General features: G+C 66.8%; 26 protein-coding genes. 20 read left to right on the top strand and 6 right to left on the bottom strand.

From position 1 onward, the window contains the following. Window positions 1-79: 79 nt before the first annotated feature. From QFZ67_RS13955 to QFZ67_RS13940, 4 genes are all read left to right on the top strand, one after another. Complete coding sequence (locus QFZ67_RS13955) at window positions 80-1228, top strand: sugar kinase (protein ID WP_373430220.1); 1149 nt, start codon at window positions 80-82, stop codon at window positions 1226-1228. Further along, entirely contained in the window at window positions 1225-2007 is a 783-nt protein-coding gene (locus tag QFZ67_RS13950; RefSeq protein ID WP_307661420.1) for an IclR family transcriptional regulator, read from the top strand. Before QFZ67_RS13955 ends, QFZ67_RS13950 begins: the two co-directional genes overlap by 4 nt. Then, complete coding sequence (locus QFZ67_RS13945) at window positions 2004-2414, top strand: RidA family protein (RefSeq protein WP_307661419.1); 411 nt, start codon at window positions 2004-2006, stop codon at window positions 2412-2414. Before QFZ67_RS13950 ends, QFZ67_RS13945 begins: the two co-directional genes overlap by 4 nt. A gap of 111 nt (window positions 2415-2525) precedes the next feature. Beyond that, window positions 2526-3998, top strand: a complete 1473-nt coding sequence (locus QFZ67_RS13940) for a GntP family permease (protein ID WP_307661418.1) — start codon at window positions 2526-2528, stop codon at window positions 3996-3998. 295 nt (window positions 3999-4293) lie between these two features. Here the strand turns inward: QFZ67_RS13940 and QFZ67_RS13935 are convergent, their stop codons facing one another. After that, entirely contained in the window at window positions 4294-5634 is a 1341-nt protein-coding gene (locus QFZ67_RS13935; RefSeq protein ID WP_307661417.1) for a M14 family metallopeptidase, read from the bottom strand. A gap of 319 nt (window positions 5635-5953) precedes the next feature. Here QFZ67_RS13935 and QFZ67_RS13930 point away from each other — a divergent pair, with 319 nt between their 5' ends. Next, entirely contained in the window at window positions 5954-7279 is a 1326-nt protein-coding gene (locus QFZ67_RS13930) for an Nramp family divalent metal transporter (RefSeq protein WP_307661416.1), read from the top strand. A gap of 93 nt (window positions 7280-7372) precedes the next feature. Here the strand turns inward: QFZ67_RS13930 and QFZ67_RS13925 are convergent, their stop codons facing one another. From QFZ67_RS13925 to QFZ67_RS13905, 5 genes are all read right to left on the bottom strand, one after another. Then, entirely contained in the window at window positions 7373-9073 is a 1701-nt protein-coding gene (locus tag QFZ67_RS13925; RefSeq protein ID WP_373430031.1) for a chitinase, read from the bottom strand. Window positions 9074-9244: 171 nt separating this feature from the next. After that, on the bottom strand, window positions 9245-9703 hold the full coding sequence (locus QFZ67_RS13920) for a hypothetical protein (protein WP_307661415.1): 459 nt from the start codon (window positions 9701-9703) through the stop codon (window positions 9245-9247). Continuing rightward, entirely contained in the window at window positions 9703-10134 is a 432-nt protein-coding gene (locus QFZ67_RS13915) for a DUF3592 domain-containing protein (protein ID WP_307661414.1), read from the bottom strand. Before QFZ67_RS13915 ends, QFZ67_RS13920 begins: the two co-directional genes overlap by 1 nt. Window positions 10135-10136: 2 nt before the next feature. Then, the gene (locus tag QFZ67_RS13910) at window positions 10137-10709 is read right to left on the bottom strand and encodes a hypothetical protein (RefSeq protein ID WP_307661413.1); all 573 of its coding nucleotides are present in this window, start codon (window positions 10707-10709) and stop codon (window positions 10137-10139) included. Window positions 10710-10732: 23 nt separating this feature from the next. After that, complete coding sequence (locus tag QFZ67_RS13905) at window positions 10733-12280, bottom strand: hypothetical protein (protein ID WP_307661412.1); 1548 nt, start codon at window positions 12278-12280, stop codon at window positions 10733-10735. A 750-nt stretch (window positions 12281-13030) separates the two neighbouring features. Between QFZ67_RS13905 and QFZ67_RS13900 the strand changes: the two genes are divergently transcribed. From QFZ67_RS13900 to QFZ67_RS13830, 15 genes are all read left to right on the top strand, one after another. After that, on the top strand, window positions 13031-13891 hold the full coding sequence (locus tag QFZ67_RS13900) for a hypothetical protein (protein ID WP_307665835.1): 861 nt from the start codon (window positions 13031-13033) through the stop codon (window positions 13889-13891). A 151-nt stretch (window positions 13892-14042) separates the two neighbouring features. Next, entirely contained in the window at window positions 14043-14747 is a 705-nt protein-coding gene (gene cpaB, locus QFZ67_RS13895) for a Flp pilus assembly protein CpaB (RefSeq protein WP_307661411.1), read from the top strand. Window positions 14748-14754: 7 nt separating this feature from the next. Beyond that, entirely contained in the window at window positions 14755-16053 is a 1299-nt protein-coding gene (locus QFZ67_RS13890; protein ID WP_307661410.1) for an AAA family ATPase, read from the top strand. A 3-nt stretch (window positions 16054-16056) separates the two neighbouring features. Beyond that, complete coding sequence (locus QFZ67_RS13885; protein ID WP_356226657.1) at window positions 16057-16476, top strand: TadE/TadG family type IV pilus assembly protein; 420 nt, start codon at window positions 16057-16059, stop codon at window positions 16474-16476. A 3-nt stretch (window positions 16477-16479) separates the two neighbouring features. Beyond that, a complete protein-coding gene (locus QFZ67_RS13880; protein WP_307661408.1) occupies window positions 16480-16860 on the top strand; it encodes a TadE/TadG family type IV pilus assembly protein in 381 nt (126 codons plus the stop codon). 35 nt (window positions 16861-16895) lie between these two features. After that, window positions 16896-18233, top strand: coding sequence for a CpaF family protein (locus tag QFZ67_RS13875; protein WP_307661407.1), 1338 nt, complete (start codon window positions 16896-16898; stop codon window positions 18231-18233). A gap of 10 nt (window positions 18234-18243) precedes the next feature. After that, complete coding sequence (locus QFZ67_RS13870; RefSeq protein ID WP_307661406.1) at window positions 18244-19182, top strand: type II secretion system F family protein; 939 nt, start codon at window positions 18244-18246, stop codon at window positions 19180-19182. Window positions 19183-19193: 11 nt separating this feature from the next. Further along, window positions 19194-20081 carry a DUF5936 domain-containing protein gene (locus QFZ67_RS13865; protein WP_307661405.1) on the top strand — a complete coding sequence of 296 codons (888 nt, stop codon included), beginning with the start codon at window positions 19194-19196 and terminating at the stop codon, window positions 20079-20081. Between the two features lie 154 nt (window positions 20082-20235). Next, entirely contained in the window at window positions 20236-21498 is a 1263-nt protein-coding gene (locus QFZ67_RS13860) for a sensor histidine kinase (RefSeq protein ID WP_307661404.1), read from the top strand. A gap of 36 nt (window positions 21499-21534) precedes the next feature. Beyond that, window positions 21535-22623 carry a response regulator transcription factor gene (locus QFZ67_RS13855; RefSeq protein WP_307661403.1) on the top strand — a complete coding sequence of 363 codons (1089 nt, stop codon included), beginning with the start codon at window positions 21535-21537 and terminating at the stop codon, window positions 22621-22623. Between the two features lie 230 nt (window positions 22624-22853). Then, complete coding sequence (locus tag QFZ67_RS13850) at window positions 22854-23111, top strand: Flp family type IVb pilin (protein WP_307661402.1); 258 nt, start codon at window positions 22854-22856, stop codon at window positions 23109-23111. Further along, complete coding sequence (locus tag QFZ67_RS13845) at window positions 23111-23773, top strand: pilus assembly protein TadG-related protein (RefSeq protein WP_307661401.1); 663 nt, start codon at window positions 23111-23113, stop codon at window positions 23771-23773. Before QFZ67_RS13850 ends, QFZ67_RS13845 begins: the two co-directional genes overlap by 1 nt. Window positions 23774-23805: 32 nt before the next feature. Continuing rightward, a complete protein-coding gene (locus QFZ67_RS13840; protein ID WP_307661400.1) occupies window positions 23806-24390 on the top strand; it encodes a hypothetical protein in 585 nt (194 codons plus the stop codon). Between the two features lie 8 nt (window positions 24391-24398). Further along, the gene (locus QFZ67_RS13835) at window positions 24399-25040 is read left to right on the top strand and encodes an OmpA family protein (protein ID WP_307661399.1); all 642 of its coding nucleotides are present in this window, start codon (window positions 24399-24401) and stop codon (window positions 25038-25040) included. A gap of 107 nt (window positions 25041-25147) precedes the next feature. Continuing rightward, window positions 25148-26437: a hypothetical protein gene (locus tag QFZ67_RS13830; RefSeq protein WP_307661398.1), complete on the top strand. Its 1290-nt coding sequence runs from the start codon at window positions 25148-25150 to the stop codon at window positions 26435-26437. Window positions 26438-26651: the final 214 nt, after the last annotated feature.

Below are 26651 nucleotides of genomic sequence, written 5' to 3'. Positions count from 1 at the left end.
AGGAGCTTGAGCGATCGTGACCGCGACCGTGACCGCGACGGCGACCGGAGCCGTGGACATCGTCTGTCTTGGCGAGTCCATGGTCACGTTTGTGCCCATGGCTCCGGGCCGCCTCGCCGATGTGCCGTCGTTCGTACGCGGCATCGGCGGAGCCGAGTCCAATGTGGCGTGCGGTCTGGCGGCGTCCGGGCACCGCGCGAAGTGGGTGGGCCGGGTGGGTGCGGACGGGTTCGGCGAGCATCTGGTGGCCGCGATCGCGTCGTACGGCGTCGACACGTCGGCGGTCCAGCGCGATCCGGACCGGCCGACGGGGATCTACTTCCGTACGGCGGGCGAGCGGGCGACAGGCACGGCGGGCGAGGAGCCGGACCGCGCGGAAGTCGTCTACTACCGCGCCGGTTCGGCGGCGTCGGCGATGTCACCGTCGACGATGCGGTACGAGGACCTGTGGTCCGGGCGGATCCTGCACCTGTCCGGCATCACGGCGGCGCTCTCGGCGGACTGCCTGTCCCTTATGCGCGCCCTCACGACGCGGAGCCCGAGCCGTCCGCTCGTCTCGTTCGACGTGAACTACCGCGTCAACCTGTGGCAGGACGCGGCGGACCCGCGGGTGCTCCTGGACCTGGCGCGGGGTGCGGACATCGTCTTCGTCGGCGAGGACGAGGCGGAGGCGGCGTGGGGTGTACGGGGCGCGGCGGCGATCCGCGAGGCGCTGCCGGAACCGGAGGTCCTGGTGGTGAAGAGGGGTGCGCGGGGGGCGATGGCGTACGCCCGCTGCGCGGCGCCTGTCCCCTACCCGCCCCATCCCGAACCGGGGGCTCCGCCCCCGGACCCGCCCCCTACGCCCTGCGGGCGTGGGGGGACCCCCAGCGCCTCAGACGCCGGCGGGGCTGGATTTCCCCCCGACACCGTCACGGACGAGCCCGCACCCCGCGTCGACGTCGTCGCACCCGTCGGTGCCGGGGACGCCTTTGCCGCCGGGTTTCTCTCCGCCACCCTCCGAGGCCTCTCCGCCCACCAACGGCTGCGGTACGGGCATCTCATGGCCGCCGCCACCCTCACCGTCGCCGGGGATCTCGCCGTGCCGCCCGCTCGGGCGTATGCCGACCGGCTGGTCGCAGTCGACGCGCGTGACTGGGGGAGACTGCGACTCGGCCCCGGCTGGACCGCGACCGCGGAGCAGCACCCGCAGGGCACGCAGGACCCGCAGGAGGTACGTATCCCATGAGCCAGACCGTCGACCGCGCGCTGAGCATCCTTCCGTTGCTCGCCCAGGGGCCCGCCGACCTCGGGCAGGTCGCCGAGCGCCTCGGTGTGCACAAGTCCACCGCGTTGCGGCTGCTGCGTACGCTCCACGAACACGGACTCGTCTACCGCCAGCAGGACCAGCGCTACCGCCTCGGCGCCCGGCTCTTCGCCCTCGCCCAGGAGGCCGTCGAGAATCTCGACGTGCGCGAGATCGCCCACCCCCACCTCGTCGCGCTCAACGAGCAGATCGGGCACACCATCCACCTCGCCGTGTACGAGGAGAGCGAAGTGCTCTACATCGACAAGGTCGAGAGCCGCTATCCCGTCCGGATGTACTCGCGGATCGGCAAGCCCGTGGCCATTACCGTCGCCGCGGTGGCGAAGCTGCTGCTCGCCGACCTTCCCGAGGCCGAGCGGCGCACCCTCGCAGAGAAGCTCGACTACCCCATGTACACATCCCGTTCGATCCCGAACTCCGCCGCGTTCCTCAAGGAGCTCGCCGTCGTCCGCGAACAGGGATGGGCCACCGACCTCGGCGGCCACGAGGAGTCCATCAACTGCATCGGCGCCCCCGTCCGCGGTGCGGACGGCCGCGTCGTCGCCGCCATGTCGGTCTCCGCGCCGAATGTCGTCGTCACGGCCGAGGAACTCCTCACCCTCCTTCCGGTGGTGCGCCGCACGGCCGATGCCATCAGCCGGGAGTACTCAGGCGCTGTATCCCCTCAGCAAAAGACCGGCCCGCAGAAGGAAGTCTCATGACCGAGAAGACCGCGATCACCCCCGCCACGCACACCGCCCCGCCCGCCCAGTTCTCGCACGGCGTCCGCAAGGGGAACATCCTCCAGGTCGCCGGTCAGGTCGGTTTCCTGCCCGCCGTCGAGGGACAGCCGCCGACGCCCGCCGGGCCGACCCTGCGCGAGCAGACCCTCCAGACCCTCGCCAACGTCAAGGCGGTCCTCGAAGAGGGCGGCGCGGGCTGGGACGACGTGATGATGATGCGCGTCTACCTCACGGACGTGGACCACTTCGCCGAGATGAACGCGATCTACAACGCGTACTTCGAAGAGCAGGGCCTCAAGGCGCCCGCCTCCGCCCGTACGACGGTGTACGTCGGCCTCCCCCAGGGCCTCCTCATCGAGATCGACGCCCTGGCAGTCCTCGGCTGACCTCCGGCTGATCTTGCTCTACCCCGCACTTCACGACGCGGCGCGTTTCCCCGTAGCGCCGCGCCGTGATCCCCCACACCCAAAATCCCCCGAACAACGAGGTCCCCCGCCATGCTCATAGCCGCTGACTCCCCACCACCAGCCCCGCCACACACCGGCGGACTGCTCCTGCTCATCGACGGCACCGCCGGTCTGCTGACCGTCGCCGCCCTCGGCATCGCGCTCCTCCTCTTCCTGATCATCAAGGTCAGGCTGCAGCCGTTCGTCGCGCTGCTCGCCGTCTCCATAGCCGTCGGCCTCGCCGCCGGTCTCTCCGTCACCGAACTCTTCGGCACCGTCCAGAGGTCCGCCGCCGTCTCGGTCATCGAGCAGGGCATGGGCGGCATCCTCGGGCACGTAGCGATCATCATCGGGCTCGGCACCATGCTCGGCGCGATACTCGAAGTGTCCGGCGGCGCCGAGGTGTTGAGCGGCCGTCTGCTCCACCTCTTCGGCGAGAAGCGCGCCCCGCTCGCCATGGGCCTCACCGGACTGATCTTCGGCATCCCGGTCTTCTTCGACGTCGGCATCTTCGTCCTCGCGCCGATCGTGTACGCCGCCGCCAAGCGCTCCGGCAAGTCGATCATCCTCTACGCGATGCCGCTGCTCGCCGGTCTGTCGATGACACACGCCTTCCTGCCGCCGCACCCCGGACCGGTCGCCGCCGCCGGACTGCTCCATGTCTCGCTGGGCTGGGTCATCCTGATGGGCATCGTCGTCGGCCTCCCGGCGGTCCTGGCCGCCTGGGTCTACGCCGCCTGGATCGGCAAGCGCCTGTTCGTCGAGGTCCCGCAGGACATGGTGGAGGCCGCGGAGGACGCGAAGGCCGCCGTCGCCGCCGAGCAGACCGCCGCCGGACGCACCGCGCAGGAGCGTCCGGTCTCCCTCGGCACGGTCCTCACCATCATCGGCACGCCGCTCGTCCTGATCCTCGCCGCGACGTTCTCCTCCATCGCGCTGGACCCCTCGACGCTGCGCTCGGTCATCGAGTTCTTCGGCAGCCCCTTCGTCGCCCTGACGATCGCGCTGCTGATGGCGTACTACCTGCTCGGCTTCCGGCGCGGCTGGTCCCGCAAGTCCCTGGAGACCGTGTCGACCTCATCGCTGAAGCCGGTCGGCAACATCCTGCTCGTGGTCGGCGCGGGCGGCGTCTTCGGCGCCGTACTGAAGGCCAGCGGCGTCGCCCAGGCGCTGTCCGACACCTTCAACGACATCGGTCTGCCGATCATCGTGCTCGCCTATCTGATCTCGCTGGTGCTGCGCGTGGCCCAGGGCTCGGCGACGGTCGCGATCGTCACCACGGCCGGCATCGTGCTGCCGCTGGTCGAGGGCGGTGACCACTCGCAGGCCTTCCTGGCGCTGGTCATCATGGCGATCTCGGCCGGCTCGATCTTCGCCTCGCACGTCAACGACGGCGGCTTCTGGATCGTGGCGAAGTACTTCGGGATTTCGGAGCGGGACACGCTGAAGTCGTGGACGGTCCTGGAGTCGGTGCTGTCGGTCGCGGGCTTCGCGGTCGCGGCGGCGCTGAGTCTGGTGGTCTAGGGCGTGTTTTAGAAGTAGCGCCGTCCGCCCGAAGGGCGGGCCCCGCGGCGTCTGGTGCGTGCAATCGCAAGGCGGAGGATCGCCCTCGTACTGGACGTACTTGGGCGACTCCGACAACATCGCGTGGGGGCACCTCCCAGCGGTAGCTGGGGGAGTGCGTGCCAGGCGTCGCGGGGTGGGGGCACCTCCCAGGCGAAGCTCTGGGGGAGGGACTTCTAAAACACGCCCTAGCGCCAGGGATACGTACGCAGAAGGGCGCCCCGGGACGACACTGTCCCGGGGCGCCCCCTGTCCGTCAGCTCGCGCAGTACTGCTGCTCCTTGCCGATCGAGCGGTACATGCAGTCGGCGTTCTCAACCAGCTGCAGAACCGCGTCCCGGTTGCGGTTCGTCTCGCGCTCGATCACCTCGTCGGGCGGGTAGAAGCCGCCGCCGCCGAAGCCCGTCGGGTACATCTCGAAGGTGTACGCGAAGATCTTCTGGTTACCCCACAGCCAGTCGTCGATCGAACCGTCCGTGATGTAGAGGTCGCTCGACTGCTCGGGGGTGTAGCCGTTGCTCGCGGCCATCTTCTTGCCGACCGCGGCGAAGGCGTCCCGGTCGTCCTGGGTCAGACCGGGGGCGGTGTCGGCGTTCGTGTAGCCGTACGGCCAGAGAACCAGCTCGCTGTAGGTGTGGAAGTCGATGCCCGCCTTGATCTGCTGCTTGCCGCCGACGACCCGGCTGCGCGTGAAGTCGGCGACCACCTTGACCTCGGGCGCGGACTCGGCCCGCGCGCCGCGGAACGTCTCGGAGCTCGGGGAGCCCGAAGAGCCGTTGCAGCAGCCCCACTTGAAGTTCCAGTTGCGGTTGGGGTCCGTGCCGATGGCCGAGGAGCCGGAGTTGGGCTGGCGGTTCTTGCGCCAGCTGCGGTAGGAGCCGGTGGCGATGTCGTACTCGCCGCCGTCCGGATTGACGTCCGGGATGATCCAGATCTCACGGTTGTTCACGGCGTTGGTGACCCGCGAGTCGGTGCCGTAGTCGTCGCCGAGTTCGCGCACCAGATACAGCGCCATCTCGACGGTGAGGTGCTCGCGCGCGTGCTGGTGGTGCGTGAAGAGCACCTCGGGCTCGTTCTCGTCCGTCGCGACGTTGTCGCTGATCTTGATCGCGATGATGTCCCGGCCCTGGTAGCTCTTGCCGATGACGCGCTTGCTGATGATGTTCGGGTGGGCGGCGATCCGCTGGTTGATCTCGGCGTTCATCTCGGCGTAGTTGTGATAGCGCGCGTCTGCCGACGGGAAGTCGAATGGCTCGACGGCCCGTCCGTCGGTCCTGGCCGGCGGCGCGGGCAGCGCTTCGATCTGGTAGCCGAGTGCGCGCAGCCGCTTCGCCTGGGTGGCGGTGGCGCTGACGACGGCCGAGTGGGCGTCCGCCTCGTCCACCGATACGCCGGTGGCGGCGAGTGCGGTACGGGCCGCGGCGTCGGCCGCGCCATGGATCTCGTACTGCCGGATCTGCTCCTCGGCGGGGGCGGCCGGTGAGGGCGCGGCCTTCGGGTCCGGGGACGCGGCCTCGGCCGTGAAGGGGGCGGCTACTGCGAGCGCCAGCAAGGCCGCGAGGGTCACGGTCTTTCTGCCGCGAATGCGAAGTCGCATGCTGTCTCCTGGGTGGGGAGTGTGGGGGGTTGTTCAGGTTGCGACGCCATGTCGTGGTGCGGGTGTTCGGGCTGATGTTCGGTCTGTTCGGTTGTTGGGATCGGTTGTTCGGTTGTTCGCGCACATCGTGGGGCTATGGCATGGCTCGGTCAAGGGGCCACCTTCAGCCATGCCGTCGCCCGCGGAAAATATCGGCATATATGTGGCGGAGCCCAAGCCCGAAGAGCGCGGGGGCCGCTGACCCTCTTGCGCGATCTCTTCCAGCCCGCTTTGGTGACCCCAGTCACATCCTGGGGCGAGTGGGAAGGCGGCCAAGCTCATGGCAGGCACCACCGACAGCAGTACTGACGAGTCCATCTCTCTTCCACGCAAGTCGAGTTGGAAGTACATCGGTCCCGGAATCGTCGTCGCGGCGACCGGGGTCGGAGCGGGTGACCTCGTCGCCACGCTCATCGCCGGCAGCAACTTCGGCTACACACTCCTGTGGGCCGCCGTGATCGGCTGTGTCGTCAAGATCTCCCTCGCCGAGGCGGCCGGCCGCTGGCATCTGTCCACCGGGCGCACGCTCTTCGACGGCTGGGCCAGCCTCGGCCGCTGGACCACCTGGTTCTTCGTCGTCTACGTCGTCGTCTGGGGCTTCGTGTACGGAGCCGCCGCCATGTCGTCCAGCGGCCTGCCCCTCCAGGCGCTCTTCCCCGACGTCATGGGCCTGAAGTGGTGGGCGATGCTGACCGGCGTCGTCGGCCTGGTCTTCGTCTGGTTCAACAAGTACGACGTCTTCGAAAAGGTCATGACGGTCCTGGTCGGCGTGATGTTCGTGGTCACCGTCTATCTGGCGATCCGGGTCACGCCGAACCTCGGCGACGCCTTCGCCGGACTGCTGCCGGTCCTCCCCGACGAGAAGGACTCGATCCTCAACACCCTCGGCCTGATCGGCGGCGTCGGCGGCACAATCACCCTTGCCGCGTACGGATATTGGGTCAACGCCAAGGGCTGGACCAACGCCGGATGGATGAAGGTGATGCGCTTCGACAACCGTGTCGCGTACCTCACCACCGGCATCTTCGTCATCGCGATGCTGTTCGTCGGCGCCGAGCTGCTGCACTCTGCGGGCGTCGCCATCGCCGGCGGCGACAAGGGCCTGATCCAGCTCGGCGACATCCTGGAGAAGGAGTACGGCGACGCGACCGCGAAGCTGTTCCTCATCGGCTTCTTCGCCACGTCCTTCACCTCGCTGATCGGCGTATGGCACGGCGTGAGCCTGATGTTCGCGGACTTCGTCGAGCGCTACCGCAAGGACCGTGCGGGCGCGGGTGAACAGGCCGTCACCGGCGAGGAAGTGGCCTCGGGCGCCCGCGAGAAGTCGGTGCCGTTCCGGGCGTATCTGCTGTGGCTGACCTTCCCGCCGATGATCCTGCTGTTCCAGGGCCAGCCGTTCCGACTGGTGATCATCTACGGAGTGCTGGGCGCCGCTTTCATGCCGTTCCTGGCGCTGACACTGGTCTGGCTGCTCAACTCCGGGCGTACGCCGAGGGAATGGCGCAACGGCATGCTGAGCAACGCGATGCTGGTCATCGCGGGCCTGCTGTTCCTGGTGCTGTGTGTGAAGCAGATCGCCGACCAGCCGTGGGCCGGGTTCTTCTGACCCACCCCGCAATGTGCAATCGGTTCAGCAGCGCCGCCGGGGGAGCGGCGGCGCTGCTGAAATCACTCTCGTACTACGGCGTACTACGGGGCACTACGGGAGGCCGTGCACGTGCGGTCCCACCGCGTTCGACCAGGCGTTGCCCGACTTCGCGTCCCAGTTCGTGGACCACGTCATCGCACCGCGCAGCGACGGGTACGTCTTGGACGGCTTGAACGATCCGCAGTTCGTGCCCCGGGCCAGGCAGTCCAGGGCGTTGTTCACGATCGTGGGGGAGACGTAGCCGCTGCCCGCGCCGCTGGTGGAGGCCGGCAGGCCGAGCCCGACCTGGGACGGCGCGAGACCGCCCTGCAGCTGGATGCAGGCGAGCGCGGTGAGGAAGTCCACCGAGCCCTGCGAGTACACCTTGCCGTCGCAGCCGAGCATCGAACCGCTGTTGTAGTACTGCATGTTGACGACGGTCAGGATGTCCTTGATGTTGAGCGCCGTCTTGAAGTACTCGTTCGACGTCGACTGCATGTCGATGGTCTGCGGCGCCATCGTGATGACGAGATTCGAGCCCGCCTTCGACGAGAGGGACCTGAGCGCCTGCGTCATATAGGTGGCGTTGAGGCCGTTCTCCAGGTCGATGTCGACGCCGTCGAAGCCGTAGGTTTGCATCAGTGAGTAGACGGAGTTGGCGAAGTTGGTGGCGGAGGCCGAGTCGTTGATCGTCACGGTGCCGTTCTGGCCGCCGATCGAGACGATCACGGACTTGCCGGCGGCCTGCTTGGCCTTGATGTCGGCCTTGAACTGGTCGACGGTGTAGCCGCCGAGCCCGGCCGAGTCGAGGTTGAAGGTGACGCCGCCCGGTGTGCCGGTCGCGTCGGCGAAGGAGACCGCGATGATGTCGTAGTTGGCGGGCACGTCGCTGATCTTCTGGACGGTGGCGCCGTTGTTGAAGTTCTGCCAGTAGCCGGTCACCGCGTGCTTGGGCACAGTCCCTCCGCCCCCGCCGCCGGTGCCCGAGGTGGTACCGGTCACCGCCGCGGACTTCGCGGACTCACCGGCCGCGTTGGTCGCGGTCACCTGGAACTGGTACGAGGTGGAGGCGCTCAGCCCGGTCGCGGTGGCCGAGGCCCCGGTCACCGACTGCACCTTGGCGCCGTTCTGGTAGAGGTTGTAGCCCGTCGCGCCCGACACCGGGCTCCAGGACAGGGCCACGGACGACGAGGTCACGGCCCCGGCGCTCAGCCCGGCGGGCGTGGGCGGCACCACCGGGTCGGGGTCACCGCCGCCGCCACCGTCCGGACCGAAGACGCTCACATCGTCGGCGTAGTACGCGGCCTGGCCGTACCAGCCGTGCGTGTACACGGTGACGGAGGTGGTGCTCGCGCCCGTGGTGAAGCGGGTGGTCAGCTGCTTCCAGCCGGAGGAGTCCGGCGTCCAGGTGGAGACGTCGGTGGTGCCGGTGCCGGTGGCGCCGAGGTAGGTGTAGCCGCCCTGCACCCAGGCGCTGAGCGTGTACGTCGAGTTGGGCTTGACGGCCACGGTCTGCGTGCACTTGGCGTTGTCCTGCCCGGCGGGGGTTGCCTTGAGGGCGGAGGCACCGCCGTGCACGGGGGAGGAGATGGTGGCGCCGCTGCCCCCGGAACAGGTCCAGTTGGTGAGCCCGGACTCGAAGCCGGCGTTCTTGGCGACATTGACGTCGGCGGCCTGCGCGGTCCCTGTGGTGCCCATGAGGGTGAGACCGGTCCCGACGGCGAGCGCCAGCGCTCCGCCGAGCCATCTCCGTGAGCGTGTGGTGCGGTCCACTTGCTGCCTCCGGTGGGGGAGTTGGGGGTGTGGAGGGGGAATGGGAACGGTGGCCACCGCTGGGCGTACAAACTGGTCCAGACCAATACGGTTGTCAAGTCCTCTGGCAGTCTTGATACGCAAAACAGCGCCGCCGGCACCCCGAAGGTGCTGACGGCGCTGTAGCGCGGGTCAGTTGCCGCTCTGCAGCCGGTCGGCGCAGAGCCCGATCGTGCAGCCGACGGCAAGCACGGCAACCGACAGGAAGACCGCCAGGGCGGTGAGGCTGATCCAGGGAGTCGTCAAGGCGAGGGCGTACGTCACGAGCTGGGCGGTGACAGGCACCAGGAGGGCGGCAATGAGGTGCCGTGCCCGCGAATCCCGGTAGGGCTTGGGGTGGATTCGGGCCGCGGCCCAGACCGCGAGCGCGATGGCCACGGCGTTCGGCAGATGACTGAGCAGCAGTTCGCCGCCAAAACTCTCCGGCTCGTCGGTTGAAGCGAAGGCGCCTTGGATGTAAGTGACATGCAGGTACGAGGTCACGGCCAGCACGATGATCCCGGCGGCCCAGGACCGCATCATGGCGAACAGGCCGGCGCTACTGCCCTCGTCCCGGCCGGCGGGTGCGCCCGGATAGCCGTAGCGCGTCATCACTGACCTCCGAAGACGTTGAAGAGAAGAACCGTGGTGAATCCGATCGTCGCCATACCGCACCCGGCCATCAGTGCTGTGCACTGCAGAACCGGCGACCAGCTGCCACGGCCCGCGATGGTCGCGGTCTTCCGGGGGTTCTCCGGGTCGTAGGTGACCGTGACGGGACTCCCGGTCTTCATGCCCCAGCCCGCGAGGTCCTCGAACTCCACCTCAGTGCCGTCGGCCGTGCGGAAGGCGAAGAAGTGGCGCTTGGCGTCCGAGCGGTTGTACGGCTCGGTCTCGACTCGTACGCACTCGCCCGCCGTCCGCGCACCACGGCGCAGCGTCCGGGCCAGCGTTGCCAGTCGGCGGACGTACTTCACCGTCAGGCTGCCGAAGAGAACGGTCAGAAGACCGAAGACGAGGTACTCGCCGCCGGGGACCTGCATGCCTAGCGCACCTCGACCGAGTCGATGATCTTCTTCAGGTCGGCGTCGTCGAGCTTGCCTTTCTGGGCGTCGATGCGGACCGCGAAGGTCTTGTCCTTGGAGTCCAGGCCGGTCACGATGACGCCGCCGATCCGCGTGCCCTTGGGCGGGGTGTTGGCCTCCCCCGTCGAGCTGAACTCGAAGTCGATGCGCTTGGCATCGTCGGTGCCGGCGATCTTGACGTCCTGCTGCCCCTTGAGCGTGGAGCCGAGCTGGACACCGGCCTTGGCGCCGATGGCTGCCTCTTCAGCGGAGTCCGCATTGGTGAAGTCGAGCTGCACGGTGATCATGCCGACGGCCTTGCCGGCCTCGGTGAGGGTGGCCGCCGCCGCGTTGAACCTGCTGCGCTCGGCGTCGCCCTGCTCGGTGAAGCCTCGGGGATAGGAAACGCTGACGCTCGAGGTCTTCAGCGTCTTCCAGCCCTCGGGAACGGTGCTCGCTGCGGAGTCTTCACTACCGCAGCCCGTGAGGATCGCGCTCGCGAAGATCCCCGCGCCCAGCGCAGCGGCGGCGCGCCTGACAGTGGTCGTCATCATCTGTGCATACTCCTGTCGCCGGGTTACTTCGCACAGTAGCTGTACGGAACATAGGAACGCTGATCGTTCCTGGGGGCACCCAGGAACTGAGCGTCGTTGAGCATCTCCTCCTTCTTCTCGGTGCTCACCGAGAAGCCGAGGCTGAGCCCCAGGTTCAGCTCGAATCCGTACTCCGCCGCGTCGGTCTGCCCCGTGTAGACCGTCTTGCTGGACTTGCCCTTGTCGAAGAGGAGCTGACCGAACGGGTCGTCGGCGCCCGGGCGCTTGGTCGGCGCGTGGTCGTCGAACATGTAGGTGAACGGGGCTGCATTGTCGCCGTAGCCGTCCAGCCACTTCTCCGCGACAGCGCGGTCGGCGTCGCCCTTGGCGCCGGGATCGAAGGTGACCGAGTTGGTCACGACTTCGATGCCCGTTTCGTCGTCGGTGCCCTTGACCCCGCCGCTGCCCCCGCGCTTGTCGTCGTCCTTCTTGCCGTTGTCGCCGCCGACCTTGACACCGTCCTTGGTCGCACCCTTCTCGACCGTCCGCGTCATGTCGATCCGGATCAGCTTGCCGGTCTTCTTGTCGTGGGTGACGGTGATCGTGCCGGTCTGGGTGGTGGACGCAGAGGACTCGCCGCTGATCGGGCCCGCCTCGTAGCCGACCTTGGTGCCGTACTCGATGGACGAGGAGTATGTGTACGACTCGGTGCCCTTGTACTTGTTGTCGGTCCAGGTCACATCGGGAGTGAACTTGAAGTTGCCACCGAGCGTGGCGCTCAGCTTCTTCTCGTCCCCGGCCGAGAGTTTCAGTCCGCCCGCGGCCGAGGCCTCCAGGCCCAGCTTCCCGTAGGTGATCTGCCGGTCCCCGCCGAGGCCCTTCTTGACGCGGTCGTACGTCTCCTCCTCGTCCTTGAGCGGGCCCTTCCCGAACAGGTACAGCACGCTGTCGCCGACACTCGCCTCTGCCCCGCCCGGCGACTTGCGGCGCATGTCGTACATCTTGAGCTTCTCGATGTCGTCGCGGAACCGCTTGGCCTCGTCGTCGCTCTCGAACACCCAGGTGTCACCGTTGGTCACCTTGATTCCCACGCCGAGCTCGACCTTGTCGGCACCGAACTTGCCGACCTTGGCTCCGGGCTTCCAGTCCTTCTTGGCGGCGATGGAAGCGGCGTCGGTGAAGGTCACATAGACGAGCTCGTCCTTGTCGTCGACCTTGCCGTCCTTGTTGACATCCGTGTTGGCCTTGAACCTCTGCTCTTGGAACCCGTACTCCTGGCCCCACTCGATGAAGAGGATCTTCGCCTTGGCGCCGGCCTTGTCGGTGATCGAGGAGATCTGGCAAAGCGGCGGCTCGTAGTCGGCATCGGTGGCCAGGTCCCCGGACCCCGGCGCGCCGGGGTCACAGTTGCTGCCGCCCATCAGCCGGCAGATCTGAGCACTGATCCCGCCGGCGAGTTGTTGCCCGATGCCGGTCCCTCCCAGGGCAACAACGATCGCGGTGACGACAACGATCGAGCCCAGATACTCGGTTGCGGTCGCGCCCCGGTCATTCCGCCTGAATGCCGGCAGTATGCCACCCCCCTGAAACATGCGACGCCCCTCTGCTCTGCCCTGGTTTGCAACGTGCCTTCTCCGGCGCGAAGTTGCACGATCGGCCACTGGCCGCGAGCAGCATAGGGAGGGAGGGGTAGCCCCGGCGTGGGCCCCAGGACCCAATTCCGGTCCCAGACGATTGCCCGCGAACAGGCCCCGGCGGGCCCAGGGCGCGGGTGTACTGCGGGATCCGGCAACCGGTGCTGTACGCGCCGCCGCCGCAGTCCGCCATCCCCATCGCCTCCCCGAACTGCACGCGTACGCCGTCGGTGAACTCGAAGACGTGGGTCCACTCGCCGGGGTATTGCTCAGAAGGAAGCCGACGACTTCGGGAACAAAATCGAACAGTTGGAGCAGCAATGTCGCCCTGAACTGCTGCTCTCGACCGGCGCTTCAGTGGTCCATTTGATCTGCCGGCAGGAGCGCCAGGAGCGAGAACCATGAATTCGCCTCAGTTACAGTAAGTTACCCACCGGTTCGTCGGACCGCTTCTTCCTGAGTTTGTCGAGCATTCAATTTCCTCAGCGGTCACGGAGGTCTGCGCCACAGGACCTTCACGAGTACTTGTCCGGGTTTGGCCGCTAAGGGCGCTTGTTGGCTGCCCTGGTGGCGGGAAGAGTGTTCTCTCGTGCCATAAGGGGTGGATAAAGTGCTGGTGCAGTACGGCAGAGCAGTGATGATCTGTCGTACTGCGAGACCACGGCAGCCGGAGTGAACGGGGAACTCGACGTGCCGACAGCGATTGCGGTGACCAGCGCTGACCTCGTGCTGCCACCGACTGATCAACAAACGCCCACTGCAGCTGTGTTACAGGCACCCGAGGCGCAGCCGCTGGAATCTGCGCTCATGGACATGCGGGTCCTGCTGGACCAGCACGGATACGTCATCGCGGTCTATCCGTCCTCGGTTCCGATCGCCCTCCAGCAGCGTCTGCACACCATCCGCTCCGTGATGGAGAGTGACCGCATCGCCCTTCTCAAGCTGGACCTGCCGCCGCTCGCCGTCGCCGTGCTGGTCCGTCAACTGCGCCAGCTCTCCATCTGCGACTTCAGTCCGGGAGTGATCGCATCCGCCGCGCGGCTGCTGTCCCACTACATCTACGCAGGCGCGCTGCTCAATTCGGTCGCCAAGCTCGACCGGGTCCCGGTCAGCCTCAAGTCGCACGCCAAGTCCTGGGTGCCGGGAGCCCAGTTCGGCGTACTGGCCAACCCGAACCCGCAGCTGATCAAAATCGGAACGGGCTCCCTGGCCGGACCGGAGTTCGGGACCCAACTCCTGGTGGCCAAGGGCCAGCTGCAGTCCGACTGGCCAATTGCGAGCCTTGCGCCTGCCTGGCAGGTGCAAGGTGTACAGGAGGCCGCCCTCCCTTCCGACTCCCCGCGCTGGTGGGGGACCAGCAAGCTGATCGAGTTCGCCGCTTATCTGCCGGACATCTCCGTGATCTATCAGTTGGTGTCGTCTGTGCGGAGGGAGGAGTGCCACTGGTGCGGAATGGAGCTCATTGGTGACCGCTGCGGCTTCTGCACTGCCCCACTGCCCTCTCACGAGAACCAAACCGACGCGCCAGGTGTCCTGAACCAAGGGGCGCCCCTGCATCGGGGGGCGTAGGAGTCGACCAGATCCACAACGGACGCGAGAACCGTTCGACTCGCAACACCCGCAACGGACCGGCTACCGCAGACCACGACAGCACCAAGCGCGCACGACTGAGTCGTACCATGCCCGATTCGTCTACGTCCCTAACGAGGTTGTTCGTTCCATGAATTCCCGCCAGCGCCGCGGCGTCATACTCCTGCTCCTGTCGGTCCTCTGCGCTTTCGGTGCATTCGCCGGCGTGCTCTCGGTGATCAGTGATGTGAACTCGAAGGTGGGGCCCGAGGCATCGGCGTACCGGGTGAAGTCCGATGTTGCTCCGTATACGCAGCTGAACTCCGGGCAGTTCGAGAAGATCTCGATGCCGAAGCGCTGGCTCTCGGACAACGCGGTGACCGATCTCGCCGAGTTGGACGGGAAGATCGCGGTCACCCAGCTCCGCAAAGGCTCCCTGCTACAGACCGACATGATTGTGAAGCGCCCTGCTCTCCAGCCCGGTGAGCAGGAGATCGCCATCATGATCGACGCTGCGACCGGCGTTGCGGGCAAGATCACCCCGGGTGCCGCGGTGAACATCTTTGCCACCTTCGCGGGGGCGAGGGAGGGTGAGCCGGCCATGTCTAAGATCATCGTGGCAAACGCCCACGTCATCGACGTCGGCAGGCTGACGGCCCTTGAGCCCAAGAACGACGACCAGCGTCAGGCCTCCGAGGCTGTGCCGATCACGTTCGCGTTGAGTACCAGGGACGCGCAACGCGTGGCATACGCGGAGTCATTCGCCGACCACGTACGCCTCGCCCTCATCGCGCCGGGCAGCGACACCACGATCCGTCCGGGCGAGCGCAACTACACCCTCGACGGGGACAAGTGAGGCTTGGATGACCACCAGAATCCTCCCGGTCGTCAACGACGCAGACGCCGCCCGTTCCATCACGACGCTGCTCAGCCAGCTCCCCGATGCGGAACCCGCCGCACCGGTAGGTGACTCGACCTCGCTGCTCGACACCCTCGCCCGCCTGGCGGGGGAGTCACTCGACGAGCTGCCCGAGGTTGTACTGGTACATGAGCGGATCGGGCCGGTGCCGGCGCTGGAGTTGATCCGGGAGGTCGCCCTCCGCTTTCCCGCGGTCGGCGTCGTACTGATCACCGCGGACGCCAGTCCTGGACTGTTTTCGGCGGCGATGGACTCCGGCGCGCGAGGCCTGATAGGGCTGCCGCTGTCGTACGAGGAACTGACGGCCCGGGTCCAGGCAGCGGCCCAGTGGTCGATCGGAGTGCGGCGCCACCTGGGAGCAAGCGGGGACGTCTTCACCGGACCCGGTGGCACCGTGGTCGCGGTCACCGGCGCGAAGGGGGGTGTCGGCACAACGGTCACGGCTGTCCAACTGGCGCTCGCGGCACAGGCCTCAGGCAAGAGTGCCGCGCTTGTCGACATGGATCTGCAGACAGGGGACATCGCGTCGTACCTCGACGTCCAGTTCCGCAGGTCGATCGCCGACCTGGCCGCGATCACCGACATCTCGCCCCGCGTGCTGCAGGACGCCGTCTTCAGCCACCAGACCGGTATGGCCCTGCTGCTCGCCCCTGGTGAGGGCGAGCGGGGCGAAGAGGTCAGTGACAGGGCAGCGCGACAGATCGTCAGTGCCCTGCGCAATCGTTACGAGGTAGTCGTCGTCGACTGCGGCACCCAGATGAACGGTGCCAACGCCGCAGCCATTGAGATGGCGGACGTAGCGCTGCTGATCACCACCCCGGACGTGGTGGCGGTGCGTGCCGCCAAGCGCACCGTGCGGCTGTGGGAGCGGCTGCAGATCCGCAAGGCGGAGGAGACCACGACCGTGGTCAACCGCTACTCCCGGAGCACCGAGATCCAGCCCCCGTTGATTGAGCGCATCACCGGAACTCGCGTCGCGCGCGTCGCGGTGCCTGCGAACTTCAAGGAGTTGCAGGCCGTGGTGGACGCCGGCCGCATGCAGGACCTGGAGAGCAAGAGTGTCGTCAAGCAGGCTCTGTGGGGGCTGGCGGGAGAGCTGGGAATCGTGAAGGCCCCCGAGGGGGCCGAGAAAGCCGGTAAGTTCCGCAACGATCGTGGATCCGTGGGTCCGCGCCGCCGTCGCGGGACGCTGGGCGCCGAAAACGCGCACAACACGTCACGGAAGGGCGAGGGGGAGGGCTGAACAATGCTGCGTCCGGAAGCACGAACGGGCAACACCCGAACGGGCTGCGGACAGGATCGCGGTCAGGTGTCCATCGAGTTTCTGGGCATGGTGCCGGTCATCCTGTTGACCTTGGTTCTGCTGTGGCAGTTCGTTCTGGTCGGCTATACCTACACGCTCGCCGGGAACGCCGCGGACGAGGCCGCTCGGACGGCGGCCGTGACTCAACTTGAGTATCGCCAGGCGGAGTGCGAGAGAGCCGCGCGCGCCAGGCTCGACGGTGCCTGGATGACAGGTGACGTGGCCGACTGTGACACGCATGCGGAAGAGGGCATGGTGACGGCCAAGGTGACGCTTCAGGTCCCGGTGCTGTTCCCCGGAAGCATCGACTTCCCGTTCCCGGTGGTGGCCGACGCCGGTGCCGTTCTGGAAGAGAGGTACTGACACATGTTCGGGGGAACAGAGGCAAGGAGGCGCGGCAAGGACCGCGGCCAGGTTGCGATCGAATACCTTGGGTTCCTCCCCATCCTCCTGTTGTTGGCGGTCGCGGGCGCCCAGTTGGGCCTGGCGGCGTACACGGCACAGCAGGCCGGTACCGCGGCACGCGCTGCCGCGCGTGCCGCGGCGGACGACAATGCCCGCTCGACTCCGCAGCAGGCGGGCAGAGCGGCCATGAGTGACTGGCTGGCCAATGACCGACGCACCCACATCGACCCCGCCCTGTTCGATGACGAGGCCGAGGCGACGGTGAGAGTGCACATCCCGTCGGTCGTCCCCGGCTGGGACTTCGGTGACGTGGTGAAGTCCGCCACCATGCCCGTCGGCTGAAGCACCCGAAGTACGAAACTGAGGAGCACGGATCCATGAGCCTGCGGGCACGCATCAGCGCCCCTGAGGAGAACGGCGGGGGGCGGGAGGACGGCCATTTGGTCGCCACGTACCGCTCCAAGCTGCTCGAGGAGATCGACCTCGCCGAGATGTCCGCGCTCGCCGCCACCGAGCGCCGGGCCAGGCTGGAGCGCGTGCTCGGGCACATCATCAGCCGGGAGGGCCCGGTCCTCTCCACGGTGGAGCGTGCCCAGCTGATCCGCCGGGTCGTCGACGAAGCCCTCGGGCTCGGGGTCCTCGAGCCTCTCCTCGAAGACGCCTCCATCACCGAGATCATGGTCAACGGTCCCGATCAGATCTTCGTCGAGCGGGCCGGCCGGGTTGAACAGCTCCCGCTTCGCTTCGCCTCCAACGAGCAGCTGATGCAGACGATCGAGCGCATCGTGTCAACCGTCAACAGGCGCGTGGACGAGTCGAATCCGATGGTCGACGCCCGTCTGCCGTCCGGCGAGCGTGTGAACGTCATCATCCCGCCGCTGTCGCTGACAGGCGCGACGCTTACCATTCGGCGCTTCCCGCGGGCCTACACTCTGCGCGAGTTGATCGGCCTCGGCTCGCTGGACGAGCCCATGCTGCTCCTGCTCTCCAGCCTCGTACAGGCCAAGTTCAATGTGATCGTCTCGGGTGCGACCGGTACGGGCAAGACCACTCTGCTCAACGCGCTCTCAGGGCTGATCCCCGAGGGTGAGCGTGTCATCACAATCGAGGACTCCGCGGAGCTCCAGCTCCAGCAATCCCATGTCATCCGGCTGGAGACCCGCCCCCCGAACGTCGAGGGCAAGGGGCAGGTCACCATCCGCGACCTGGTCCGCAACTCACTGCGTATGCGGCCCGACCGCATCATCGTCGGTGAGGTCCGCGGCGGCGAGACCCTCGACATGCTCCAGGCGATGTCCACCGGTCACGACGGCTCGCTTGCGACGGTCCACGCCAACACGGCCGAGGACGCGCTGATGCGCTTGCAGACGCTGGCGTCCATGTCCGAGGTGAAGGTCCCCTTCGAGGCGCTCCAGGACCAGATCAACAGTGCTCTTGATGCCATTGTCCAGCTGGCCCGTAATGCCGATGGCTCCCGCAAGATCACCGAGATCGCCATTCTGGCCTCGAACGGACGTGAGCAGTTCAAGATCGCCACCGTCTGCCGGTTCAACGCCCAGCCCTTGGCCGCAGACGGAAGGGTCTACGGCCAATTCGAGTACTACCCGCTCCCACGACGCGTTGCCGAACGCATGTACATGGCGGGCCAGCCGATACCCCAGGCCTTCGGTGTGGCCTCGTCCGACGAACAGCTCGCCACCCGAGAGGCCAAGTAGGTAGCCGGACATGAACAATCTCGCTCTGCTGACGATCGGTGTCACGCTGATCTGCTGCACGCTCGGCGTCATGGGTGTGCATGCCTACTCTTCCGGCAAGGACCAGCAGGCTGCTCTTGTCGAACGCCTCTCCCAGACCGGGCAGATACCCGTGGTCGGTCGCCGACGACGATTCCGCGGTGTGGACCGGAGGGTTCGGCGTACCAAGCTCGGCAAGAAGCTCGAACTGCGCATCGGCGTCACTGGCCTCGACATCACACCGGGCGAATTCTTCATCTACATGACGGCGACGGTGGTGGGTCTGTGGTTGATCGGCCAGGCCATGCTCGCCTCGTTCTTCGGTCCGATCTGTGGACTCCTCGGTATCTACGTCGCGGTCGCTTTCCTCAACTGGCAGCGGCAGAAGCGTATTGAGAAGTTCATCAACCAACTGCCCGACTTGTCACGCATCCTCGCCAACGCCACCCAGGCCGGCCTCGCGCTGCGGATGGCGCTCAGTATGGCGGCGGACGAACTCGAGGCTCCGGCCGGCGAAGAACTGGAGAAGGTGGCCAACCAGCTGGCGGTCGGTCACTCCATCGACGACGCGCTGGGTGAACTCGCCGACCGGCTGCCCTCACGCGAACTCGTGGTTCTGGTCACCACTCTTGTGCTCTCCAACAAGGCGGGAGGTACGGTCGTCGGCTCACTGCGCAACCTCACCGAGACGCTGGAGGAGCGCAAGGAAACCCGTCGGGAAGTCCGTACTCAGCTGTCGCAGGTGAGCATGACCGCCTACGCCGTCCCTGTGATCGGCGTGGGCTCACTGCTCCTCATCGACAACATGCAACCGGGTGCGCTCGACAAGATGACGGGATCAGGCATCGGCCAGATTTGCGTCATCGTTGCGTTCGCTCTCTACGCCGTGGGCTTCGCCATCATTCGCCGCTTTTCCAAGATCGACGTCTGACAGGGGGCACCATGGACCTGCTGCTTGCACTGATATTCGGACTCTCTGTGGCCGGAGTGTTCTACAGCATCCGGATGTACCGGGCCGAGACCAAACTCCCTGGCGACCTTGCCGTTGCCCTGGAAGTGGGCTCGACCCGCACCGGTGCCATGGACTCGGCCGTGGACCGGCTCGGCATGCGCTACTCCCCGGCGGTGCTGCGCATGATGGGACCCAAGCGAGTCAGCATCGTCCGGCGAAAGATCGACCTCGCCGGTAACCCCGGCGGTCTCACGATCGACCGGTACGGTGCCCGTCGCGCGGTCTACGGATTCCTCGGCGGCCTCGGTGGTCTGGTCATGCTGTCGAAGGGCAGCGTGTTCGTTGCCCTGCTGCTCTTCGCCTTCGGCGCCTTCTGGACCGAAGTCGGTATCTGGTCCGCAATCAGGGTCCGCAAGGACCAGATCGAACGCACCCTGCCTGACTTCCTCGACGTGCTTGCCGTCGTCGTCAGCGCCGGTCTCGGGTTCCGGCAAGCACTCGACCGCGTGGCGGAAAAGTACGAAGGCCCTTGGTCCGACGAACTCCGCATCACCCTGCGGCAGATGGACATGGGTGTCAGCCGTCGTCAGGCCTTCGAGGAGCTGCGCAAGCGCAATGACTCGGAGCAGGTCGCCCAATTCGTCACCGCCCTCCAGCAGGGCGAGGAGCTCGGTGCCCCGATCGTCGACACTCTGATCCAGATCGCCAATGACATGCGCAGGACGGATGCGCAGAACGCCCGCCGCAAGGCCGCGAAGGCGGTGCCGAAGGCCACCATGGTGATCACCTCGCTGATGGTCCCGGCAACCATGATCCTGCTGGGCGCCGGCCTCTTCCTCGGCAGCGGCACCAACTTCGGTGCCATTACGGGGGAGTGAGCAGGTCGTGACGTTACGCGTGCCCCGGTCGCTGCGGATGCGGCGCAACTTCGCGAACGGCGGATCTCAGGACGGCATTTCAGCCGCTGCTGCCCGCTCGTGGCCCGTCCGCACCCGGGACTTGGGCACCGGCGACACTACGCAGCCGACATCCATGCCTGCACCCGCGCTCAACATTCAGATCAGCGCGCTCCAGGCCATGTGCCGTCAGGTCTTCGGGTTCCGCCTCGCGATGATCGCGCTGTCGGCGCCGACGGCACTGGTGAATGCCGCACCCGGCCTCGCCAGTCAACTGGTCGGTGCCGCGGTGCTGGTCACCTTCATGGGCTCCTACGTTCTGTTCCGGGACTGGGAGCGCTTCGGCCCGCTGCTGCTGAAGTATCCGGTGCTACTCGCCGCGGACACCCTTTTCGGATCGCTGCTGCTGGTGGCGGCCGGCCCGCAGAGCACACTCGCCTATGTCGGAGTCTGCACCCCGCTCCTCGCCGGAATTGTCTACAGCTGGCGGGGTGCGGCGTTCTTCGCGGTGCTGCAGTCCTTGATCCTCTTCGCGGCGTACGCCGCCGACCCGCGCCTCGACGCGAGCCTCGCCGAATCCACCATGCTGCCCGGGCTCTGCATCGTGGCCGGCGCGGTGGGTGTGACCCTGCGTAATCTGCTCCTGCGCTTCGGGACTGCCACACAAGCCCTCACCGAAGTACGGGCGCGGCTCGCCGTCACGCAAGCAGTCGACGGTGAACGGACCCGACTGGCACGCGAGATGCACGACTCGGTCGCCAAGACCCTGCACGGCCTGGCCCTCGCCGCCGACGGACTCGCCTCCTCCGTGGACCGGATGGATCCGCTCACGGTGAAGCACCAAGCCGAGATTGTCGCCCGCTCTGCCCGCCGCGCCGCGTCCGAGTCGCGGGAGCTGCTCGCGGATCTGCGTCGTGAGGGCGATATCGACACAACGGGCGTGCTGCTCGTCGATGAACTGTCCGCCAGGGTCTCCGACTTCGCCCGCCGGACGGGGATCTCCGCCGACTTCCGGGCGATCGGCTCCCAGGTTGTCCCGGCCATTCCCCATGCGGTGGCCCGGCAATTGCTGACAGTGGCCTCGGAAGCCCTGGAGAACACCCACCGCCACGCCCACGCTGCGCATGTGACCGTCGAGACCGGCATAGTGGCGGGCCTGCTGCGGGTCAGCGTGCAGGACGACGGGCGCGGTCTGCCGCCAGGTACCACCCTCGATGAACTGCGCCGGTCTGGTCATTTCGGGCTCGTCGGCATGGTCGAGCGGGCGGCCGGCATCGGCGCCCGTATCCGCATCGGGAAGGGCCGTGCCACCTCCGGCACCGAAGTCCGCCTCGATTTCCCGGTCGAGGCCCTGCCGGCGCCCGGTGCAGTACCGCCACCACTACCGCTTACGCACTGACCTCGTCCCCCACGCCTTCCGAGAGGAGGCCGCACCATGCCGGATGAATCGTCCCGCACCTCAGGTCAGCACTCGGTGTCGTCGCACGTGTCTCAGCACACGTCCTCACACACCGCTCCGCTCCGCTCCGAGCACACCCCTGCGCAGGTTCCCCTTCCCCCGCCGGCCGCTGCGTTCCCCGATCCTTCCCAGGCCCCCTTCACCACGGCTGCCCTCAGAGTCGTGGTTGCCGACGACAATCCGGTGGTACGGGCGGGACTCTCCGTTCTGCTCACCGGCCGCGCCGACATCGAGGTCGTCGCCGAGGCCGCCGACGGCCGCCAGGCCTACGAGATGGCACAACACCACCAGCCGGATGTTGTTCTGCTCGATGTCCGAATGCCCGGGGTGGACGGCATTTCCGTACTGCCGTACCTGGTTCAGGTCGCGCCGGTGGTGATGCTGACCTACAGCCGGGAGAGCGAGATCGTCCGCGAGGCACTGCGTCTCGGTGCGGGCGGGTACCTGGTGCATGGGGAGTTCACAGCGGAGCAACTCGTGGGCGCGATACGGGATATAAAGGAGGGTCGCGCCCCCTTCACCGCGACGGCCGCGAGCGCGCTCCTCGCCCAGGTGCGGGACGGAGTGCAGGAGCAGTCGCTCCCGGAAGGCCTGGGGCAGTCCTATGCCTCAACGCTGCCGCATTCAGGCGGCGACCAGGCGCTGGCCGCTCCGTACCAACAGGTTCCTACTGCGCATGGCGTACCGCCCCAACCGCCACAGTCCTGGCCCTCTGGATCGCCTCAGCAGGCTGTACCCGATGTGTCAGGTCCACCAAATCCTGGCCAGTCCTCTTCGCAAAAGCAACGAGCTGTGGCAGGGTGGTCCGGGCAGCTTCGCAACAGGGCGGAGTTCGGGCTCAGTTCGAGGGAGGCGGAGGTGATGGACCTGATCGCGTCGGGTATGAGCAATCAGCAGATCGCCGCCACCTGCTTCATCAGTGAGAAGACCGTCAAGAACCACATCAATCGTATCTTCGCGAAGCTGCACAGTACGAGTCGCAGCGAAGCGGTGGCGGTGTGGCTCGGCACGGTCCGTGGCACGGGCAACGGGGGAAACGGGAAGGGGCTCGGCGGTCATGACTGAGCGGGGGAAGCGGGGCATGGGCCGAAGGACCCACGCCGGAACGGGAAGGGCCCAATCCTCGTTTTGGGCCCTGGAGTGGGCCCTGGGACCCTGTAGTGGGCCGGTTGCTCCGGCGTACGTTTCTCGTGTCGAAAGCGCCACCGGCCAGGAGGAAGCCGGAGTTGCGGGAGACACCACAGAGACTTACGCGTCGGCGGGCCAGCGGTCGGCCGAACCTGGAGGGGAACACCATGGGCAACGTGATGCTGAAGTCCGCGATCAACACCAAGGTGTACGTCGGCAGCTGGGCGAACACGGCCGTCACGCGGGTCAAGGAGCGCCAGCAGGCGAACGACCGGGGCCAGACCGCGGTCGAGTACCTGGGCATCATCGTGGTGGTCGTGGCGATCGTAGTGGCGGTATCGGGCACGACGATCGGCCAGTCGATCGCGGGCGCCATCGGAACCAAGATCACCGAGCTTACGGGTGGTGCTCCGAAGAAGCCTTGATGCTTCGTCGCAGGAGCGATTCAGGGCAGGCCTTCCCCATCTACATCACGGTGGTGGCGGGCCTGCTCTTTCTCGCGTTCGCTTACTTTGCAGTGGGGCAGGCGGCTGCAACGCGTAACGGCGCCCAGACGGCAGCGGATGCGGCGGCATTGGCGGCTGCCCAGGATGCGAGGGAGCAGCTCCGGGCAGGGTGGCTCAAGGTCATCCTCAATCCTCTCGAGTGGGCTCATTACCTCGACGGGCGGAGGTTCCTCGAGGGCGCGGCGTGCAGGAAGGCCGAGGACTTCGCGGCCAGGAATGGCGCAGAGATAGTGGAGTTGAATGACTGCGGGCGCCTCGTCAACGGTGAGGAAGGGTTCACGGTCAAGGTGCGGACCATTGGGACGGTTGGCGAGTCTGTGATCCCGGGGACCGAAGGCCGGCATGCCATAGCGAGAGCTACTGCCGTGATCAAGCCCCGCTGTAGCTTCGAAGCGCCCAAGCCCAAGCCCGAACCAACGCCGGAGGAGACCGGCAAGCCGGATCCGAAGGAGAACGACGATGCCGAGGACGAGAAGCCGATCCTCGGCCTCTCGTGCGACGGAGTTCCCTGGACGATCGATCCGAAGAACCCCAAACTCCCCAGCGCTGCGGATCTCTTCATTGTCCGCCTCGCCGACTGACAAGCGAACGACGAACAAAGGACGCACTGTTCATGAGCATTCGATACACGACGAAGGCACGGAGGAGGACGGCCGCAGCCGCGATCGCGGCCTGCTTGGCCCTTGCCGTGGCCGGTTGCGGTGGGGATGAGAAGCCGAAAAAGGAGGCCTCCGGGACGACACCTGCCGCCTCCGAGAGCAGCGGAACCGACAAGGGGAAGCAGTCGGGTGAACCCCAGGAGACTCTGGCTTTGCTCAAGGGGCAATCCGGGCTGGAACTCACCCTGAACTCCGCCGAGCGCGACGCTGGCGGCTTCCTCACCGTCAACGGCCAGCTCAAGAACACATCGGACAAGGCCGTCTTCCTCCCGCCCCAGCTCAGCGGCAATGAGACCGAGATTGTTAAGCACGGCACCTCGCTGGGCGGCGCCACTCTCGTGGATCCAGTCGGCAAGAAGCGGTACTACGTGTTGCGTGACACCGAGGGTCGTCCGCTGGCTACGAGCGGGCTGTCGAGCCTCCAAGCCGACGCCAGCGAAGAGGTCTTCGTTCAGTTTCCCGCGCCTCCGGCAAACACGGCGGAGGTTTCCTTTTCACTGCCGACGTTCGGGCCAGCGATCATCAAGCTGACCAAGTGAGTGCCACCATGACGACAACTCATCTCGTCCTCAAGTCCCGCCGCCGCTCCGTGGCCATCCTGACGGCTGCGCTCATCGGAGCATCGACGCTCACCGCCGCGACTGCGGGCACCGCGTTCGCCGACGACCCGCCCGGCTCCACAACGGGCGCTGCGCCACCCGTGGAAGTCGACGGGAGCTCCCCGGGGCTCAAGATGGTCGACGGCGCGACCTTGGCGCCAGCCAAGGTCCTCGACATCAAGTCGGTTGTCGAAGACTTGGGCGGCGAGGAACGCCGCGAGGACACCAACATTGACATCACGTTCGCGCTCCAAGCCGAGGTCCTCTTCGGCAAGGACAGCGCTGAGCTGAACGCCAAGGCGAACGCCCGTATCAAGGCCATCGCCGACGAGATCAACAAGCAGGGGGCGAAGAAGATCCGGGTCTTCGGCTTCACCGACAACCTCGGCTCGTACGAGCACGGCAAGGCGCTGTCCAAGCAGCGCGCCGATGCCGTACAGCAGCAGCTGGCCACGACTCTCGATCCGGGTATGACGTTCGAGATCCGTGGATACAGCGAGGACTACCCCATCGCCAGCAACAGCACTGAAGAGGGCCGCAAGAAGAACCGCCGGGTCGAGATTTCCTTCCCGCGCGGAGCCGGCAACTGAGAGTCGGTCCTGGTCCCGACGGAGTGACCCGTGGAAGACTGCGGGCCGCTCTCTTCATTGTGGCGACAGAGGGCGGAACCCCGCCGTCAAGCCGGAGGAGCTGAGCGATGGCAAGGAGCGGCGCCGGTGTCGTCGCCATGACAGCCCTGTGTGTACTCATGCTGGTTCCCAGCGTCGCGGGGGCGGCCTCCCAGGACCCATCCGGCGACGTCCCCGAGTACAGAATGGGCGAGGATTCCAGACCGGTCCACGGTACGGGCTCAAGCACCGACGGGCCGGTACTTGACCCGGGTACCTACACCGATACCCTCACTGCGGGCGACAAGAAGTACTACAGGGTGAAACTGGACGCGAAATCCAATGCCTTCGTCTCGACGGTGCTCGCGCCGCCCCCTGAGGTCAAGGTCGGCCTTATGGACGGAATCCGCGTTTCTTTGGAGTCCCCAGACGGCACGGAATGCAGTTCCGGGGATCTCGTCGTGTTCGCAAGCAACACGGCCCGTCCGATTGCGGGGTATGGCACTCGCCGCATCCAAGCGAACGGGCCTTGCCAGAGTGCAGGGGAATACCTTTACACGGTGGAGCGGGTCGGCTCGGCCAACTCCGACTCCCAAGCGTGGCCGATTGAGCTGAAGTACATGTCAGAGCCGGGCCTCAAGGCGGATGCGGTGGCGCCGGAGGCACCGACGAAGTGGAGCTCGCAGGCACCGGTGCCGCCGAAGTCAGCGGCAAAGCCTGTCACTGGGGGCACCGGCTTCAACGATGCGGCACCAGTGGGGGACGGTGCCTGGAAGGACGAGGTCCGCCCTGGCGAGAGCCGCTTCTACAAGGTTCCTGTCGGCTGGGGACAGCAACTCTTCGTCGATGCGGAGATGGCCAATGCCGGGACTGGCCAGCAGCCCTTTGTTGTCGACGGCGTCAGGATGGAGCTCTACAACACCGCCCGAGGGTTGGCGGACAGTGTGCAGACCCAGTATTCCGGCAAGCCGTCGGCACTCGAACTCGGCACGGCCCCAGTAGCCTTCTCCAATCGATTCGCGGCGAAGCCCGAGGCGGTGAGTGCCCTGCGCTTCTCCGGCTGGTACTACGTGCAGCTCACCCTTGACCGCCAAGTCGCCCAAAGCGTGCCCATGACGTTGAGCGTGTCTGTCGAGGGTGATGAGCAGTCGGGACCCGAGTACGACGGGGATGCGGTCAAGGCCGGATTCGGCATCTCGGACGCAGACAAGGAAGCGGTTCGGGGAGGCGATGAGAGCCTGGCAATGCGGACGATCGGTTTCACCGGGATCGGTATCGGGACATTCCTGCTGCTGAGCCTCGGTATGTGGACGCTCGTCGCGCACCGCAGGGCCGCCACGGCCAGGACAACGCCTTGGCGGGTTCCGGGAAGCGGCTGACTCCGCGCCTGAGTGGCTCGCCCGTCGCAAGGAAGTTGACCCTGTCCTGCCTCGCTGAAGCCCGCAGGTATGCGGGCTTGACCATCGGTGGGGCACTCACTGCTCGCCAGACCCCGCCCTCAGCGTTACTGCGACCTCACCGGCGCGCGTCAAGGACGGGACTTGGGTCCGGGTTTGGGCCCTGAGGCCCATGGCGCGTCCGTTCGCTCCCCGT

The sequence above is a fragment of the Streptomyces sp. V1I1 genome (assembly GCF_030817355.1).
GTDB lineage: Bacteria > Actinomycetota > Actinomycetes > Streptomycetales > Streptomycetaceae > Streptomyces.
The sequence above is the reverse complement of the archived record's forward strand: the minus strand, read 5'-3'. Positions and strand labels throughout refer to the sequence as shown.

Excerpts from the sequence above, each read along its gene's own strand:
- QFZ67_RS13955 (WP_373430220.1), top strand. The coding sequence starts at position 80 with ATGGTCACGTTTGTGCCCATGGCTCCGGGCCGCCTCGCCGATGTGCCG.
- QFZ67_RS13950 (WP_307661420.1), top strand. The coding sequence starts at position 1,225 with ATGAGCCAGACCGTCGACCGCGCGCTGAGCATCCTTCCGTTGCTCGCC.
- QFZ67_RS13945 (WP_307661419.1), top strand. The coding sequence starts at position 2,004 with ATGACCGAGAAGACCGCGATCACCCCCGCCACGCACACCGCCCCGCCC.
- QFZ67_RS13940 (WP_307661418.1), top strand. The coding sequence starts at position 2,526 with ATGCTCATAGCCGCTGACTCCCCACCACCAGCCCCGCCACACACCGGC.
- QFZ67_RS13935 (WP_307661417.1), bottom strand. The coding sequence starts at position 5,634 with ATGCGACTTCGCATTCGCGGCAGAAAGACCGTGACCCTCGCGGCCTTG.
- QFZ67_RS13930 (WP_307661416.1), top strand. The coding sequence starts at position 5,954 with ATGGCAGGCACCACCGACAGCAGTACTGACGAGTCCATCTCTCTTCCA.
- QFZ67_RS13920 (WP_307661415.1), bottom strand. The coding sequence starts at position 9,703 with ATGACGCGCTACGGCTATCCGGGCGCACCCGCCGGCCGGGACGAGGGC.
- QFZ67_RS13915 (WP_307661414.1), bottom strand. The coding sequence starts at position 10,134 with ATGCAGGTCCCCGGCGGCGAGTACCTCGTCTTCGGTCTTCTGACCGTT.
- QFZ67_RS13910 (WP_307661413.1), bottom strand. The coding sequence starts at position 10,709 with ATGATGACGACCACTGTCAGGCGCGCCGCCGCTGCGCTGGGCGCGGGG.
- QFZ67_RS13905 (WP_307661412.1), bottom strand. The coding sequence starts at position 12,280 with ATGTTTCAGGGGGGTGGCATACTGCCGGCATTCAGGCGGAATGACCGG.
- cpaB (WP_307661411.1), top strand. The coding sequence starts at position 14,043 with ATGAATTCCCGCCAGCGCCGCGGCGTCATACTCCTGCTCCTGTCGGTC.
- QFZ67_RS13890 (WP_307661410.1), top strand. The coding sequence starts at position 14,755 with ATGACCACCAGAATCCTCCCGGTCGTCAACGACGCAGACGCCGCCCGT.
- QFZ67_RS13885 (WP_356226657.1), top strand. The coding sequence starts at position 16,057 with ATGCTGCGTCCGGAAGCACGAACGGGCAACACCCGAACGGGCTGCGGA.
- QFZ67_RS13880 (WP_307661408.1), top strand. The coding sequence starts at position 16,480 with ATGTTCGGGGGAACAGAGGCAAGGAGGCGCGGCAAGGACCGCGGCCAG.
- QFZ67_RS13875 (WP_307661407.1), top strand. The coding sequence starts at position 16,896 with ATGAGCCTGCGGGCACGCATCAGCGCCCCTGAGGAGAACGGCGGGGGG.
- QFZ67_RS13870 (WP_307661406.1), top strand. The coding sequence starts at position 18,244 with ATGAACAATCTCGCTCTGCTGACGATCGGTGTCACGCTGATCTGCTGC.
- QFZ67_RS13865 (WP_307661405.1), top strand. The coding sequence starts at position 19,194 with ATGGACCTGCTGCTTGCACTGATATTCGGACTCTCTGTGGCCGGAGTG.
- QFZ67_RS13860 (WP_307661404.1), top strand. The coding sequence starts at position 20,236 with ATGCCTGCACCCGCGCTCAACATTCAGATCAGCGCGCTCCAGGCCATG.
- QFZ67_RS13855 (WP_307661403.1), top strand. The coding sequence starts at position 21,535 with ATGCCGGATGAATCGTCCCGCACCTCAGGTCAGCACTCGGTGTCGTCG.
- QFZ67_RS13850 (WP_307661402.1), top strand. The coding sequence starts at position 22,854 with ATGGGCAACGTGATGCTGAAGTCCGCGATCAACACCAAGGTGTACGTC.
- QFZ67_RS13845 (WP_307661401.1), top strand. The coding sequence starts at position 23,111 with ATGCTTCGTCGCAGGAGCGATTCAGGGCAGGCCTTCCCCATCTACATC.
- QFZ67_RS13840 (WP_307661400.1), top strand. The coding sequence starts at position 23,806 with ATGAGCATTCGATACACGACGAAGGCACGGAGGAGGACGGCCGCAGCC.
- QFZ67_RS13835 (WP_307661399.1), top strand. The coding sequence starts at position 24,399 with ATGACGACAACTCATCTCGTCCTCAAGTCCCGCCGCCGCTCCGTGGCC.
- QFZ67_RS13830 (WP_307661398.1), top strand. The coding sequence starts at position 25,148 with ATGGCAAGGAGCGGCGCCGGTGTCGTCGCCATGACAGCCCTGTGTGTA.